Raw genomic sequence first — 16179 nt, 5'->3', positions numbered from 1 at the left:
AACGCAAAGGGCCCGACACGTCGAACGGGCCGGGGGTTCTCCAGGGTACGACGCCGGACGCTCTTCGACTCGGCGAGCGGACGCGCCGGCCGGGAGAGGGGCGGCGGAGGGGACGCGGGAGGGCCACGGCCACCCCTGCCGAGCACGCGGCAGGGGCCCGGGAGCACAAGCTCCCCGGGCCCCTGCCCCGTACCGACTCCCCCGTACCGACTGTCACGTGCCGGCTGTCACGTACCAGCTGTCGCGTGCCGGCTGTCACGTACCGCCGGAGGTCAGTCCGTGGCGATCGCGTTCAGCACGTTCATCCGCCCCGCGCGGAACGCCGGGATCAGCGCCGCGAACAGGCCCACGAAGGCCGAGGCGATGAAGACCCCGATGATCGTCGGCCAGGGGATCTCCAGGACGCCGAGGCCCTCCAGGGCCAGGAGCTTCTGGGCGGTCGCGCCCCAGCCCATGCCGAGCCCGAGGCCGAGCAGGGCGCCGAAGAGGGCGATGACCACCGACTCCAGGCGGATCATGCGGCGCAGCTGGCGGCGGGAGAGGCCGATGGCCCGCATGAGGCCGATCTCGCGGGTCCGCTCGACCACCGAGAGGGCCAGCGTGTTGACCACGCCGAGGACCGCCACGATGATCGCGAGCGCGAGCAGGCCGTAGATCATGTTCAGGAGCTGGCCGACCTGGTCCTTCAGGGTCTCCTTGTAGTCGGTCTGGTCCTTGACCTTGACGGTCGGGTCGGCGGCGACGGACTTCTTGAGCGCCTTGTAGGCGGCGTCGGCCTTGCCGTCGGCGGCCTTGGCGAACATCATCCCGTTCAGCGGCACCCGGTCCTTCGGCAGGTACTGCTCGGCCGTCGCGATGTTCGTGTACATCGCGCCCTTGTCGAACGCGGTGTCGTCCGAGGTGATCGCCGCGAGCTTCAGCTTCGCCGTGGAGCCGTGGGCGAAGGCGACGGTCATCGTGTCGCCGACCTTGAGGTGGTTGCGCTCCGCGAACTCGGAGCCGACCGACATCGCGTTCTTCCCGTACGCCGCCGAGAGCTCACCGGAGGTGGCCTCGCGCCGCAGGTCCTGCGTGTAGCTGGGGCTGGCCGCGGAGAGTTCCTGCTCCTCCTTGGCGCCGCCCGGGGTGGTCACGGTGGCCTTGACCCACTTGACCTCGGTGACGTGGGAGACGAGGCCGTCCTTCTCGACCGCCTTCAGGGCGTTCGCGGCCTGCGGCTTGATGCCGCCCTGGCCCTCGACGATGAAGTCCGCGCCGACCGACTTGTCCAGCTGGTCGGTGGCCGAGGCGACCATCGAGGAGCCGACGACGGAGAGGCAGGCGACGAGTGCGAGGCCGATCATCAGGGCCGCGCCGGTCGCGCCGGTGCGGCGCGGGTTGCGCAGCGCGTTGCGCTCGGCCATCCGTCCCACGGGGCCGAAGAAGCGGAGCAGTACGGCGCTGATGACGCGGACCACGATGCCCGCGAGGAGCGGGCCGACGACGACGAAGCCGATGAGCGAGGCGACGATGCCGACGCCCAGCCACAGCGAGCCCTGGCTCGCCTTGTCGGCCTGCGTCGCGAGGTAGAGGGCGAAGCCGCCGCCGCCCGTGAGGACGAGTCCGATGGCGGCGCGGACGGGGCCCGCCTTGACGTCGGCCGGGGTGCCCGCGTCGCGCAGGGCGGCCATCGGGGAGACCTTGCCGGCCCGGCGGGCGGGCAGGTAGGCGGCCAGCACGGTCACGACGATGCCGAGCAGCAGGCCGATCGCCGGCGTCGTCCACTTCACGGTCAGGTCGTCGGTGGACAGGTCCATGCCCATGGAGGACATGAGCTTCATCAGGCCGACGGCGAGGCCGACACCGGCGCCGACGCCGACCACCGAGCCGACGACGCCGAGCAGCAGCGCCTCGACGAGCACGGAGCGGTTGACCTGCTTGCGGGACGAGCCGATGGCGCGCATCAGGCCGATCTCGCGGGTGCGCTGGGCGACCAGCATCGAGAACGTGTTGATGATCAGGAAGATGCCGACGAGGAAGGCGATGCCGGCGAAGCCGAGCAGGGCGTACTTGATGACGTCCATGAAGGAGCCGACGTCGGAGGCGTTGGCGTCCGCGGTCTGCTGCTGCGTCTGGATCTTGTACGTGCCGGAGGACGCGAGTTCGGCCGTGACGTGTCGCTTCAGCTCGGCGTCCGAGACGCCCGCCGCCGCGGCGACGTTGATCTGCGTGAACTGCCCGGTCTTTCCGATGAGTTCGCGCTGGGCGGTGGCGGTGTCGAAGTAGACGACGGCCGCGCCCGGGTTGGTGACGGTGAAGGAGGCGATACCGACGATCTTCGCCCTGATGTCGCCGGTGACGGCGATCGTGCGCAGCTCGTCACCCATTTTGAGGTGGTGCTTCTTCGCGGTGTCGGCGTCGACCATCACCTCGGTGGGGCCGCGCGGCGCGTGCCCGGAGGTGATCTCCATGGACCGCAGGTCGTTCGTGGTCCAGTTGCCGGCGATGGTCGGGGCGCCGTTCTCGGACCCCATGTTCTCGTTGTCGGCGTTCACGACGGTGACGTCCATCGAACTGACCGCGCCCTCGGCCGACTTGACGCCGTCGGCCTGCTTCACGGTGGCCAGGACGGACGCCGGCAGCGACTCGGGCCGGCCGGTGGCGCTGCCCTCGGACTCGGAGTCCTTCGGGCTGACGGTGACGTCGGACGCGGTGGCCGTGAACAGCTTGTCGAAGGTCTTGTCCATCGTGTCCGTGAACACGAGCGTCCCGGTCACGAACGCGACGGACAGCAGCACGGCGACCGCTGAGAGGGCCATCCGGCCCTTGTGCGCGAAGAAGTTGCGCAGCGAGGTCTTCATGACGGTGTTGGCACTCATGAGGTGCGCCCCCGTGCGTCGAAGTCCTTCATGCGGTCGAGGACGGCGTCGGCCGTCGGGCGGATCATCTCGTCGACGATGCGGCCGTCGGCCAGGTACAGGACGCGGTCCGCGTACGAGGCGGCGACCGGGTCGTGCGTGACCATCACGATCGTCTGGCCGAGGTCGTCGACCGAGCGGCGCAGGAAGCCGAGCACCTCGGCGCCGGCCCGGGAGTCGAGGTTTCCGGTCGGCTCGTCACCGAAGATGATCTCGGGCCGTGCGGCCAGCGCGCGGGCCACGGCGACGCGCTGCTGCTGGCCGCCGGAGAGCTGGGTGGGCCGGTGCTTGAGCCGTTCGGCGAGGCCGACGGTCTCGACGACCTGGCGCAGCCACGCGGCGTCCGGCTTGCGGCCCGCGATGTCCATCGGGAGCGTGATGTTCTCCAGGGCGTTCAGGGTGGGGAGCAGGTTGAACGCCTGGAAGATGAAGCCGATCCGGTCCCGGCGCAGCTGCGTGAGCTTCTTGTCCTTGAGGCCGGTGATCTCGGTCTCGTCCAGGTGGATCTGGCCGGACGTGACGGTGTCGAGACCGGCGAGGCAGTGCATCAGCGTCGACTTGCCCGAGCCCGACGGGCCCATGATCGCGGTGAACTGGCCCCGCGCGATGTCGACGTCGACGTGGTCGAGCGCGACGACCCGGGTCTCCCCCGACCCGTACGCCTTGACGACCTGTCGCGCCCTCGCGGCAACAGCCGTTCGCCCGCCAGTGCCCCCGTGCCTGGGAATGGTCACAGCCGTTGTCACGGTACGTCTCCTATGTCGGTTGCCCGGCGTCCGCAGCGCTCTGCGGAACTGCTTCAAGTCTGGTGACGCGGGGCCTCGGGCGCGCTGGTGGAAGTCACCGTCTTTCCCGGGGGAAAACCCCACCCCTGAACGGTAGGAAGAACCCCCCTGCCGTCTCGTCCTCCGGCGGGACGAGTGATCCCCGGTCCGTTGTACGGAGGTCCCCCTAGGGGAGGTCCATCCCTCGGTGGAGGCCTACTCAGGGTCGCCTCCACCCGCATAAGCTCCTGGCCGGGGATAGATGCAGGGGGAATGAAATGGCGGGCAGGAAGAACGTCGCGGTCGTCGCCGCGCTGATGCTGTGCATGGCGCTCGCCGCGCTCGACTCCACCATCGTCTCCACCGCGGTCCCGCAGATCGTGGGCGAGCTCGGCGGCTTCTCGGTCTTCTCCTGGCTGTTCTCCGGCTATCTGCTCGCGGTGACGGTCACGCTGCCTCTCTACGGCAAGCTCTCCGACACCCTCGGCCGCAAGCCGGTCCTGATCACGGGCTGCGCCCTGTTCCTGGCGGGCTCGCTGCTCTGCGCGACGGCCTGGAACATGGGCGCCCTGATCGCGTTCCGCGTGATCCAGGGGCTGGGCGGCGGCGCGATCCAGGGCACGGTCCAGACGCTGGCCGCCGATCTGTACCCGCTGAAGGAACGCCCCAGGATCCAGGCGAAGTTGTCGACCGTGTGGGCCACGTCGTCCGTCCTCGGCCCCGCGCTCGGCGGCATCCTCGCCTCCACCGCCGGCTGGCGCTGGATCTTCCTGATCAACCTGCCGATCGGCGCCGTCGCGCTCTTCTTCGTCGTACGGCATCTGCACGAGCCGCGCCGTGAGGCTGCCGCGCGCCTCCGCGTCGACTGGGCGGGCGCGCTCGCCGTGTTCGCGGCCGGCGGGGTGCTGCTGACCTGGCTGGTGCAGGGCGGCGTCGCCTGGGCGTGGGCCTCCGTGCCCTCCGTCGCCCTGCTCGGTACGGGACTCGCGCTCGTCGGGGCCGTCGTCGTCATCGAGCGGCGGGCGGAAAGGAGGTGGAGCGAAGCGACGTCGTCACCGGGGCGGTGGTGGGAGACGGGCGAGCCGATCCTGCCCGGGTGGGTGTGGCGGCGGCGCACGATCGCCGCGGTCAATCTGGCGCTCGCTGCGCTCGGCCTGCTGATGGTCGCGCCGACCACCTTCCTGCCGACGTACGCCCAGTCGGTGCTCGGCCTGTCGCCCACGGCCGCCGGGTTCGTGCTGTCCGTGATGACGCTGAGCTGGCCGGTGTCGGCGGCCCTGAGCCAGCACGTCTACCGCAGGATCGGCTTCCGGGACACGGCCGCGCTCGGCATCACGGTGGCGCTCGCCGTCCTCGTCGCCTTCCCGCTGCTGCCGTTCCCCGGCGCGGTCTGGCAGCCCACGCTGCTCAGCCTGCTGCTCGGCGCGGCCCTCGGCCTCTTCCAGCTCCCGTTGATCGTCGGCGTGCAGTCCACGGTCGGCTGGGCGGAGCGCGGCACGGCCACCGCCTCGGTCCTCTTCTACCGGCAGATCGGGCAGACGGTCGGCGCGGCCCTGTTCGGCGCGGTCGCCAACGGGGTCGTCTCGGCCCGCCTCGGCAGCGGCGCCGACCTCGACTCGGTGGTCCGCGACTCCGGCACGGACAGCGTGCGCCGGGCGGTCGACGCGGCGGTCGACTCCGTCTACATCGGCGCGGCCTGCGCGGCGGCGCTCGCGCTCCTGCTCCTCCTGACGCTGGCCCCGCGCCGCTTTCCGGTCCTCGACCCGCTAGCGGATGTTCGCCCCGGCGAGAAGTCATCCGACGCACAACTCCCCCACCAGCAACACTCACCCCGCTCACTAGAGAACGAGCGGCGAACCGACTGAACAGTTCGTTCAAACTCTCGCCCAACTCCACTACCTGCGAGTAACGTTCCGGCTCCCCCACACACACTCCCTGCGGTCCGCTCGTCCCCGGCGGACCCGAGCCGTGCAAGGAGCCCCGGGATGTCCCAGCCGTACCGGCCGTACCAGCCGTTCTCGCAGCAGCCGCCGCACACCGCCCGCTCGCACCGCCTCCCCCGCCACCCGGACCGCGGCCCGGCAGACAGCCCGGCGGGTCCCGCGGGCGAGCTGATGCTGCTGCGCACGGCCTACCGCTGGCAGCGCCGCGTCTCGACGCTCACCGCGATCGGCTACTTCCTCACGTTCCTGATCCTGTCGGCGTTCGCCCCGTCCCTGATGACCCGCGCGGTCACCGGCGGCCTCTCCTTCGGGCTGCTCGTCGGCCTCTGCCAGTTCCCCGTCACGTGCTTCGCGGTCTACGTGTACGAGCACACGGCGCGGCACCGCGTCGACCCGCTCGCGTACCGGCTGCGCCGCCAAGGGGGTGCCGCGCGATGATCCCCCTCGCCGCGACGTCCGTGTCGACGGAGTCGATGGCCCTGGTGGCGTTCACCGGTGTCGGCTCGGTCATCCTGCTGCTGTGCATCGTCACCGGCCCCGAACGGGACGATCTGACGGAGTTCTACACCGGCTTCGGCCGGCTCGGCTCCCTGCGCAACGGGCTCGCCATCGCCGGTGACTACATCTCGGCCGCGACCGTCCTCGGCACCTGCGGGGTCGTCGCGCTCACCGGGTACGACGGCGTGGTCCTCGCCCTGGCCACCGCACTCTCCCTGATGCTCCTGATGTTCCTGCTGGCCGAACCCCTGCGCAACGCGGGCCAGTTCACCATGGGGGACGTGCTCGCCCGCCGGATGCCGGGCCGGGCCGCGCGGCTCGCGTCCTGCCTGGTCACGCTCGCCGCGCTGCTGCCCATGATGCTGGTCCAACTCGCGGGCGCGGGAGACCTGTTGGGGTTCCTCCTCGGCTTCGACAGCACCGGGTTCAAGACCGGCGTCATCGTCACCGTCGGCGCCCTGATGATCAGCTACGCGACGATCGGCGGCATGAAGGGCACCGCCGTCATCCAGATCCTCAAGATCGTGACGCTGCTCGGCTCCGGCACCGTGGTCTCCCTGCTGATCCTGCGCCGCTTCGACTGGGACCCGGGCGCACTGCTCGCCGCGGCGGTCGCCAACAGCGACGCGGGCAGCGCCTATCTGAAGTCGGGGCTGCAGTTCGTGCACAGCGGCAGCCCCCGCCTCGACATGATCAGTTCGTATCTGACGGTGATGCTCGGGGGCGCCGCCCTGCCGCACGTCACGATGCGCATGTACACGGCGCGGCACGCCCGCGAGGTGCGCCGCTCGATGTCGTGGGCGGTCACCTCGACGGGGGTGTTCGCGCTGATGATCTCGGTGATCGGGTTCGGCGCGACCGCGCTCGTCGGCAGCAAGGTGATCGCGACGGCCGACCCGCAGGGCAACACGGCCTTCCTGCTCGGCTCGCGCGCCGCGTTCGGCGCCGAACTGTCCACCGTGGGCGCCCTGGTGTTCACGACGGCCACCACGGCGCTGTTCCTCACGCTGCTCGCGTCCGTCTCGGGCATGATCCTGGCCTGCGCCAACTCCCTGGCCCACGACGTGTTCGCGTACCTGGGCCGCACCCAGCCCACGCCGCGCAGGGAGATGACGCTGGCCCGCTACTCGGCGCTCGCGGTCGGCGCCGTGACCATCACGCTCGCCACCTACTTCCAGCACCGCAGCCTTCAGCCGCTGGTCTTCCTCGCGCTCGGCATCGGCGCGTCGGCGCTCGCCCCGGCGCTGGTGTACAGCCTGTTCTGGCGGCGCTACACCCGTACGGGACTGCTGTGCACGCTGATCGGCGGCACGCTCTCCTCGATGGTCCTCATCACCGGCACCACGCTGGTGTCGGGCAACCCGGCGTCGGCCTTCCCGGACCAGGACTTCACCTGGTTCCCGTTCACGACGCCGGGTCTGGTCTCGATCCCGCTCGGCTTCTTCCTCGGCTGGCTGGGCACGGTCCTGACCGCGCCGCGCAAGGCACAGGCCCAGCGGCAGCTCTACGAGGCGGTGGAGGGCTGGATCCTGGCGGGGGCTCCCGTGGCGCCGCCCCCGCCGTCCGCTACGACCGGTACCGGAAGAGAATCCGGCCGCGGGTCAGGTCGTACGGGCTGATCTCCACCAGGACCCGGTCGTACGGGAGGATCTTGATGTGGTGCTTGCGCATCTTGCCGCTGATGTGCGCGAGCACCACGTGCCCCTTCTGCATCTCCACCCGGAACGTCGCCCCGCGCAGGCACTCCACGACGACGCCCTCCTTCTCGATGCCCTTCGCCACGCGCCCCATGGTCATCGGCGCTCCAGCTCGACGTTGCCGCCGACCCGCCGGGCACCGACGCCCTCCAGGAGGGACACGGCGGCGTGCTGGGACTCCTGCGCCTCGGCCCAGGCGTCCGGGACACCGGCGGCGTGCAGCGCGCCGAGGGCCCCGGCGAGCAGGGCCCGCCCGATACCGCGGCGCCGCACGTCGGCGCGGACGGCGAGCACCCCGATCCGTGGCCTGCGCGGCACCGGCGCGATCCTGAGCATCCCCACGTACCGGCCGTCGAGGACGGCCACGGCGTACTTCGCGGGGTCGACGACGGTGACGCCGTCGGGCAGCGGCACCACCTCGGCGGGCATGGTGTGCCAGCCGCCTGCGGCGGCGATCTCGTCGCGGATTGCCCGGTCGAGGGCGCGCAGCGGGGCGTCCTCCGCCTCGCCGAACGGCACGATCGTCACCCCGCGCGGCACGGGCGCGGAGCCGAGTCCCGTGATCCGGGGATCGGTGGGGACGACGTACTCGCCCTCGCGGCGGCCCGGCAGGAAACCGGCCCGCCCCCAGCGGGCGATGAGCGCGTGGTCGGCCTCGTCGACCACGGTGTGCAGCGGGGTGGGCAGCTCGGCGGGCACGACGCGGGCGAGCCGGTCGAACGCCTCGTCGGTCCAGGCGTCGACGCTGATGAAGGCCCGGCCGCCGGGCCGGTGCGCGAGGTCCGCGGTGCCGACGAGCAGCTCCCCCTCACGGGCCTGCCACTGGCCGTCCGCGACGCGCGTGACCTCGACGGGCCCGGCTTTCGCCACGGATGCCGCTACGGGTACCGGTTCCGGTACGGGTCCTGACGTGTGTGTGTTCATGGTGTCCGTCCTTCGGGAGTGCGGTCCTGGCACTCCCGGCGACACCTGCGTCAGTCGCCCGACCGTGAAGGACAGGGGGAGCACCCATGCGGTACTGCGTTCACGGGACTCACCTCCTCGGCCGACTTCACGATCACCGGAAAGCTAACACCCCCCGCCCGCGGGGCCAACCGAATTTCGCTGTGCGTTCGTCGCCCGCCAAGTGCACGCGCGCATGGCCGAGTTGGGGAGCGGGGCGTCATGGAGCATCGGACCGGGGCCCACCGGCGGCGTGGCGCTGGTTCGGCCGGGTGGCGGTCCTGCACGATGGGGCGGGCCGCCCGAGCGAACTGTACTTCTGGGGCTTCTCCAGCGACTGAGGCCCGGAACCGGTTCCGGGGATTCGAGGAAGGGACGCACCGCGTGAGCGGCGACGGCGAGGCACTGCCCGGCGGGCACATCCACCACGTGACCCGCGTGGGCGCGACGGTCCGCAGGGCATCCACGCCCCGCTCGGCCTTCGTCCACGAGTTGCTCGCCCTGTTCGAGCGACGTGGCTGGCCGGGCGCGCCCCGCTTCCTCGGCGTCGACGACGAGGGCCGGGAGATCCTCGACTACGTGCCGGGCCGCGCGGCCCTCACCGCCGCGGAACGACGGTCGGCCCGCACGGACGACTGCCTCACCCAACTGGCCGTTCTGGTCAGGCAGTTCCACGACATGACGGCGGGTACGGCACTGGCCGCGGGCCACGAGGTCGTCTGCCACAACGACCTCGACCCCCGCAACACGGTCTACGCCCTCGACACCGGCGTCGGCACTTGGCACCCCACGGCCTTCATCGACTGGGACCTGGCCGCCCCCGGCCGCCGCATCGACGACGTCGCGCACGTCTGCTGGCAGTACCTGGACCTGGGGCCGGCCGTCGAGGACGTGCGCGAGACCTCCCGCCGCCTGCGTCTGCTCTGCGACGCCTACGGCCTCACCGACCGGGCGCCGCTCCTCGACGCCGTCCTGGACTGGCAGGACCGCTGCGTGCGCGGCATCGACGCGGGCGCGGACCGGGGCGACCCTGCGATGCTCCGGCTGTGCGAGCGGGGTGTGGTGACCGGGATCCGCGCGGCCCGCGCCTGGGTGGACGCCCACCGCACGGCACTGGCCGCGTCCCTGTGACCTACTTGCCGAGTCGCTCCGCCATGGCCGCGCGCCGGGCGAGGACGCCGTCGCGCAGGTCCTCCATCTCCCGCAGCGCGTCCCGGCGTTCGCGTGTGGCGAGACGGTCGAGGTAGAGGCGGCCGTGGAGGTGGTCCGTCTCGTGCAGGAGGCAGCGGGCGAAGTAGCCGCGGCCCTCGACGACCAGTGGGTTGCCGTCCTTGTCCTGGCCGCGGACGACCGCGTGGTCGGCGCGCGGCACGGTCTTGTACGGGCCGGGGACGGACAGGCAGCCCTCCATCTCCTCGACGAGTCTGCGGCCGGCGACCGGCTCCTCGTCGAGGACCGGGTTCGCGATGTGACCGACGTGCCGCACGCCCCAGTCGTCCTCGATGTCCCAGACGAAGAGCTGGAGGTCGACGTCGACCTGGTTCGCGGCGAGGCCCGCGCCGTGCGCGACGTGGTTCGTGGCGAACATGTCGTCGACGAGCCGCGCGAGGTCGGCCGTGCCGAAGTGCGCCTCGGTGACCGGTGCGCACCGCCGGTGCAGCACCGGCTCGCCGACCACCGTGATGCGCCGCACCGCGCCGCGCTCGACCTCCGGCAGCAGCCGCCCCTCGCCCATGCCTCTCAACTCCCCCTTGTACGCACGCCACTTGACCGAACTCTTTGCAAAGTAGCACTCCCTGCAAAGCGGGGACGGGACGGGCGGCCTGGGGGCTACTCCGCCGCCGCCCGCCCCGTGAGCGCCGCGAGCGAGCTGCGTACGTGGTCCATGTGGGCCCGCACCTCGTCCCACGCCTCGCCGTTCTCGCGGAGCACCCGCTCGGTCTCCCGGGCGATCCGCTCCTCGCGGGCCCGCGCCTGCGCCAGCAGCTCCGCGGCGCTCGCCTCCGCGTCCTCCTGGCCGTGCCGGGCCGCCTCCTCCGCCTCGGCGAGGGCGCGTCCGGCCTCCGCGAGGCGGGCCTCGGCCTCGGCGACGGCGGCCGTCTCCCACGCGTCGACGGCGGCCTCCTGCTCGGCCGCGTCCCGCTCGGCGTGCTCGATCCGCTCGGCGTGCTCCTTGGTCTGCTCGGCGAGGACGCCCTCGGCGCGGCGGCGCGTGTCGCGCAGCGCCGCGAGCGCCTCGCCGCGCATCTCCTTCACGTCGCGGCGCGCCGCGACCCTGATCTCGTCGGCCGCGGCCCGCGCCGCGTCCTCCCGGCCGCGGGCCCGCTCGTCGGCCTCGGCGCGCAGGACGTCGGCGTACGCCTGGGCGGACTCGCGCTCCTCGCGCGCCGCGGCCCGGCGGCGTCGGCCGCCGCCTGCGCCTCGGCCCGCGCCGCGTGCCGGACGGCCGCCGCCTCTTCCTCCACCAGTTCGAGCAGGTACTGCGCGCGCTTGCCGAGGGTGTCGTACGTCTGCGGGGCGAGGCGCGCGACGACCTCGCGCAGCCGCTCGGCCTCCGCCTCCATCTCCTTGTGCAGGACGGTCAGCCGGGCCGCGCGCTCCCACGCGTCGTCGCGCTCCCGCGACACCTCGGCGGCGACCGCCTCCACCTGCTCGGGTCGGTAACCGCGGCCACCGCGCCCCCTGGCGACGACGAATCCGTACGGCGACGCCGATGCACCCGCACCGCTCATGTGGATCACCTCTCCAACCCGTCCAACCCGACGTTCTGCGCGATTGGCGCACATCTTTGTGGATCACAGGGAAGCGTCCACAAACCGACACACGCGACACACCGGCCGAACACCGGCCGACTCACTCGGTCCAGGATGCGTCAATTGCCGTCGAAAGTCGGAATCGCGGTGTCGTCGCGCAGGGCGGCGAAGAGCTGCTCGGCCTCGCTGTCGTTCCACAGGACGACGTCACCGACCCCGGACACGTACGGCTCGCTCGCCACCGGGACGGTCGTCGTGGCCGCCAGCCGGGACATGTCGCGGCCCATCGTCGCCAGCGATCCGATGCCGGTGCCCTCGTCGACGGTGAGCGCGTCGAGCGAGGCGCTCAGGAACGGGATCAGCTTCCACGGCGGGATCAGGACCGACGGGCTGAGCGCCTTGTCGGCGATCGCGTCGACGAGCTGCCGCTGCCGCTCGACCCGCCCGAGGTCGCCGCGCGGGTCGGAGTAGCGGGCCCGCGCGTACTGGAGGGCCTGGACCCCGTCCATCTCCTGGCAGCCCGCGTCGAAGTCGGCGCCGGACTTCTCGTCGTGCAGCCCGCCGTCGGCGACGCAGAGGGTGACGCCGCCGAGCGCGTCGACGACGTTCACCAGACCCAGGAAGTTGACCTCGGCGTAGTGGTCGATACGCAGCCCCGTCGCCTGCTCGACGGTCCGCGTCAGGAGCGGAGCGCCGCCCAGCGCGAACGCCGCGTTGATCTTGTTCTTGCCGTGCCCGGGGATCGTGACGTACGAGTCGCGCGGGATCGAGATCAGGTACGGGCCGTTGTCCCCGTGGTGCAGGACCATGATCGTGTCGGTGTTGAGGCCCGTGTCATTGCCCACATGCAGCTCTTTGCGCTGTTCGGGCGTCAGGTCCGCGCGCGAGTCCGAGCCGACGAGCAGCCAGTCGGTGCCCTTGCCGTCCGCCGGGCGGCCGTCGTAGTCGGTGAGGGCCTGCGTGGTCCGCAGCCGCGAATCCGCCCAGAAATACAGGGCCGTGCCGTAGCCGACGAGCAGGACGAGGACGACCAGGAGGGTCAGCAGGACCCGCCTGGGCCAGCGCCGCCGCTTCGGTGGCCTCGTCTGCGTCGGTGTGCCTGCCATGAGCGCATGATCGGGGCGCCCGACCGATCCCGCAGGTCGAGCGCCCCGTACCCATGCGTTCCTACGCGACTACAGCAGGCCGTCCCACATCTGCTCCAGGAGCACCGACCACCAGGTCTCGGGCGAGCCGAGCGCGGCCGGGTCGATCGCGTTGAGCTGCGCCTGGAAGTCGACGGTCCAGCGGCCCGCCTGCTCCGGGTTGAGGCCGTAGCGCAGCCGCCACATCCGGCCGAGCAGCGCGAGGCACCGCGCGAACTCGGGCAGCCCGCTGTTCACGAACTGCGGCGGCACGGGTGCCCCGCCCGGACCCGACTCCACCGGCACGGCCACGATGTTCGCCGTCCCGTACTGCACGCACAGCGCCTTGCCGAAGTCGCTGCCCATGACGAGGTACGAGCCCGCGTCCGACGCCGGCTGCACCCCGCGCTCCTGCGCGAGTTCGGCGAGCGTCGGCACCGGGCGGCCCGGCTGGGCCTGCGCCCAGAAGAACGGCCCGAAATCGGCGGGGAGACCGGCGACGACCAGGGTGTGCGCGACGATGTCCGGGACGCCCTGGCGCGAGACCGCCCGCTGGTCGAAGCGGAAGACACCGGGACCGAACGCCGCGGCCAGCTCCTGCCCGATGACCTCCGGCGGGACCGGCGGCGCGGGCTGCGCGGGCGGCAGCGGCGCACGCACCGGCGCCGGACGCGCCGGACCGTCGGCGACCTGGTGCAACTCGCCCTGGTGCGCGATGAGTTGCCGCATGCCCTGCTGGCGCGAGGCGTGATCGGCGCCGTACGGGGCGATCGACGTGATGCGCGCCTGCGGCCACTGCTCCTGGATCATCCGGGAGCAGTACGCGCCGGGCAACGCGCAGGACTCCAGCTCCGTGTGGAGTTCGAGGACCTGGTCCGGCGGGATGTTCATGCCGCGCAGCTCGTGGAAGATCTGCCACTCCGGGTGCGGCGTACCGGGCGCGGAGCGCCGGATGAGCTGCTGCTCGGAGCCGTCGGGCGCGCGGTAGCGCAGCACGGCCTGGTAGCCGGGGCCGACGGTCGGCTGACCCACCGGCGGCGCCTGCGGCGGGTAGCCGTACGCGGCCGGGGGCGGGCCCCGGGGATCTGCTGCCCGGCGACCGGCGGCGGCATCGCGCCGGGCGGCGGCGGGGGCGGCAGCGGGGCGCCGGGACCCTGCGGACCCGGGGCGCCGGGACCGCCGACCGCCGGACCCGCCAGCATCGTCGCGGCGTGGTGCACACCGCCGCCGGGCGGCGGGGGCGTGGCGCCGGGAGGCTTGGGCGCGGACGGCGGCTGCGGCGCGCCGGGAGCACCGGGGGTCCGGGCGGCGGCGGGGCCTGCCCGGGACCGCCGACCGGCGGCCCGGCCAGCATGGTCGCGGCGTGGTGCACGCTGCCCGGCGCCGGCGGGGCGTGGCACCCGGCGGCTTCGGCGCGGACGGCGGCAGCGGCCCGCCCTGGACCTCCGGCTGACCGTCGGGACCGAGCGCGGACACCATCTGCGTCGGGACGTAACCGCCCGCGGGACCGGCGGGCGGCGGCGTCTGACCACCGGGAACACCGGGGGTGCCGGGAGCACCGGGCGGCGGCGGGGTCTGCGCGCCGCCCCCACGGGCACCGCGCGGCGGACCCTGCGCCTTGCTCGTGGCGGCGTCGGCGATGTCCCCGCGCCGGGCGCCAGCGGCCGGCCCGAGGCGTCGTGCCCGGGACCCTGCGGGTATCCGTACGAGGCGCCGGGCGGCGGCGTGCCCGGCACGGCGGAACCCGGCACCGGAGGCGGCAGCGGCGCGCCCGCGGCGGGCGGCGGCGTCGCGCTCACGGGCGGCGGGGGCGTGTGCGGCACCGGCGCGACGGGCGCGGGCGCACCGGCGACCGCCGGGGACACGGCCGTCGGCGGAAGCTGGCTGCCGCCCGAGATCAGGGCGGTCTTCGCGTCCGGCGTCACACCGGGCGGCGGGGTCTCCTCGGCCAGCGGCGGCGAGAACACGGTGTCGGGCAGCGGCACCGACCGGTCCTCCTCGTCCCCGGCCCCGTTCGTGTCCGTACCGGCCCACGGGGTCGCCCCCACCGGCGGAGCGGGCGCGACGGGAGCGGGAGCCGGCGCGGGAGCCGGAGCCGGAGCCGGGGTCGGCGCGGGAGCCGACGGCGACGGCGCGGACGACGGCTCGGACGAGCGGCGATCCGGGATCCCCAGCTTGTCCGCCGCCTCCTGCAACCACTCCGGCGGACTCAGCAGGAACGACGTCTGGTTCAGGTCCACCCGCTCCGGCGGCCGCGGCGCGGCGGCCTGCGCGGGCTCCGGCAGCCCGTACTCCTCCTCGTACCGACGGATCACCTCACCGACGGGCAGCGACGGCCACAGGGTCGCCTCGCCGCTGTCCCGCGCGATGACCAGCCGCTGGCGGCCGCCGTCGGACACCGGCCCGTTCTCCCGGTCCTCGGCCCACACCACGAAGCCCAGCTCGAACTCGCGCACCCGCACCTCACGGTGCTGGTACGCGGGCACGTCCGCGTTGATCCATTCCTCGGCGCGCTCCTGCGCCTGCGCGAAGGTCACCATCGCCGCGTCACTCCCCACCTGTGGCCGGGACCGCGCTCGCGAAGCCGCCGTCCACCATCAGATTCGCCACCGTCTCCAACTCCGGCGGATTACCGGCCAGTCGGGACAGGAACACGTCGAAGTCGTCGCCGCACGGCAGCAGCAGACGCTCCACCCGCTCGGCCACCGACCAGCTCGCCGTGTCGCCGCCGTCGCGCGCGTCGTCGTACGCGCAGAACCACACGGAACCGATCGCCGCGCCCCGCACCTTCACCGCGAGGATGCCGCCCTGCACGAAGCCGACCGCCAGATAGTCCTTGGTCAGGTGATCGCGCAGACACTTGTTGACGTAGACGATGTCGTTGACCGCCGCCTCGTCGCGCACCGTGAAGAACGGCTGGTCGACCAGGAGCCCCAACTCGGCGTCCAGCGCGGCCCCGACGGGCGCGCAACCGCCGCCCGCCTTCAGGAACGACCGGTAGGCGCCGGGCAGCCGGTACCCCAAGTCCTCCTCCGCGCCGAGGACTTGCTGCTCGGTCACCGCGACCCCGGACTTCGGCAGACCGAAGTGCGCCGGTCGTGTGTCCTGGAGCGGCCGGGTGCCCCGCTTGTGCTGGTCGACGGCCGCCGTGGCGAGACCGCCGTGGTGGCGCAGCAACGCCTTCACCTCGACCGGCACCAACTCGAGGCGCCGCGAACCCCGTACGTGGTGCCAGGTCCAGCCGTGCGGCGTCGCCACCGGCGGGATCGTGTCCCACAGTTCATGACCGGACGCGGCCAGGGCGGCGTTCGCCGACACGTAGTCCGTGAGCCGCAGTTCGTCGACACCGAACCCCTGCGGAGGCTCCGCGATCTCGGCCGCCGCGCGCGCGTACGCCGAGAAGTCGGGAAAGCCCTCGCCGTCCATCCGCACACCCCTGGGATGGCGAGCGGCGCGGACCGGATCCGGGAAGTGCACGACCTGCCCGGCGTAGGCCGCGTTCGGCGGCGCGGCTTGCTGCCCGAGCCGACCTGTCGTCATGGCGGTTGCCCCCTGCGGCGC

General features: G+C 72.8%; 11 protein-coding genes and 2 pseudogenes. 4 read left to right on the top strand and 9 right to left on the bottom strand.

Features of this window, described 5'->3' with window-relative positions:
* Positions 1-272: 272 nt before the first annotated feature.
* Positions 273-2858, bottom strand: coding sequence for an ABC transporter permease (locus tag V2W30_RS23345; protein WP_338699422.1), 2586 nt, complete (start codon positions 2856-2858; stop codon positions 273-275).
* Positions 2855-3643, bottom strand: a complete 789-nt coding sequence (locus V2W30_RS23340) for an ABC transporter ATP-binding protein (protein ID WP_338699420.1) — start codon at positions 3641-3643, stop codon at positions 2855-2857. The genes V2W30_RS23345 and V2W30_RS23340 overlap by 4 nt, the downstream gene beginning before the upstream one ends.
* Positions 3644-3939: 296 nt before the next feature.
* Between V2W30_RS23340 and V2W30_RS23335 the strand changes: the two genes are divergently transcribed.
* The 3 genes from V2W30_RS23335 (at position 3940) to V2W30_RS23325 (ending at position 7721) form a co-directional block, all read left to right on the top strand.
* Entirely contained in the window at positions 3940-5526 is a 1587-nt protein-coding gene (locus V2W30_RS23335; RefSeq protein WP_338699418.1) for an MFS transporter, read from the top strand.
* Between the two features lie 120 nt (positions 5527-5646).
* Entirely contained in the window at positions 5647-6042 is a 396-nt protein-coding gene (locus V2W30_RS23330) for a DUF485 domain-containing protein (RefSeq protein ID WP_338699416.1), read from the top strand.
* Positions 6039-7721 (top strand): cation acetate symporter, encoded by a 1683-nt coding sequence (locus V2W30_RS23325; protein ID WP_338699414.1) that lies wholly within the window; start codon positions 6039-6041, stop codon positions 7719-7721. Before V2W30_RS23330 ends, V2W30_RS23325 begins: the two co-directional genes overlap by 4 nt.
* Here the strand turns inward: V2W30_RS23325 and infA are convergent.
* Positions 7669-7893: a translation initiation factor IF-1 gene (gene infA / locus V2W30_RS23320; RefSeq protein ID WP_338703732.1), complete on the bottom strand. Its 225-nt coding sequence runs from the start codon at positions 7891-7893 to the stop codon at positions 7669-7671. The genes V2W30_RS23325 and infA overlap by 53 nt on opposite strands.
* Positions 7894-7895: 2 nt before the next feature.
* Positions 7896-8723 carry a GNAT family N-acetyltransferase gene (locus tag V2W30_RS23315; protein ID WP_338699412.1) on the bottom strand — a complete coding sequence of 276 codons (828 nt, stop codon included), beginning with the start codon at positions 8721-8723 and terminating at the stop codon, positions 7896-7898.
* 402 nt (positions 8724-9125) lie between these two features.
* On the opposite strand from V2W30_RS23315, the gene V2W30_RS23310 reads away from it, so the two are divergent.
* Entirely contained in the window at positions 9126-9872 is a 747-nt protein-coding gene (locus V2W30_RS23310; protein ID WP_338699410.1) for a phosphotransferase, read from the top strand.
* Between the two features lies 1 nt (position 9873).
* Here V2W30_RS23310 and def read toward each other — a convergent pair whose 3' ends face one another.
* From def to V2W30_RS23285, 5 genes and pseudogenes are all read right to left on the bottom strand, one after another.
* Positions 9874-10476: a peptide deformylase gene (def, locus tag V2W30_RS23305; protein WP_338699408.1), complete on the bottom strand. Its 603-nt coding sequence runs from the start codon at positions 10474-10476 to the stop codon at positions 9874-9876.
* A 95-nt stretch (positions 10477-10571) separates the two neighbouring features.
* Positions 10572-11473 (bottom strand): annotated as a pseudogene (locus V2W30_RS23300) (cellulose-binding protein).
* Positions 11474-11613: 140 nt separating this feature from the next.
* Positions 11614-12600 (bottom strand): LCP family protein, encoded by a 987-nt coding sequence (locus V2W30_RS23295; RefSeq protein ID WP_338699407.1) that lies wholly within the window; start codon positions 12598-12600, stop codon positions 11614-11616.
* A 69-nt stretch (positions 12601-12669) separates the two neighbouring features.
* Positions 12670-15158, bottom strand: a pseudogene (locus V2W30_RS23290) (SUKH-4 family immunity protein).
* A 7-nt stretch (positions 15159-15165) separates the two neighbouring features.
* Positions 15166-16158, bottom strand: a complete 993-nt coding sequence (locus tag V2W30_RS23285) for an SMI1/KNR4 family protein (protein WP_338699405.1) — start codon at positions 16156-16158, stop codon at positions 15166-15168.
* Positions 16159-16179 lie beyond the last annotated feature (21 nt).

This window comes from Streptomyces sp. Q6, assembly GCF_036967205.1.
Lineage (GTDB): Bacteria > Actinomycetota > Actinomycetes > Streptomycetales > Streptomycetaceae > Streptomyces > Streptomyces citrinus.
Note: the sequence above shows the minus strand (reverse complement) of the source record. Positions and strands in the feature narration are given on the sequence as shown.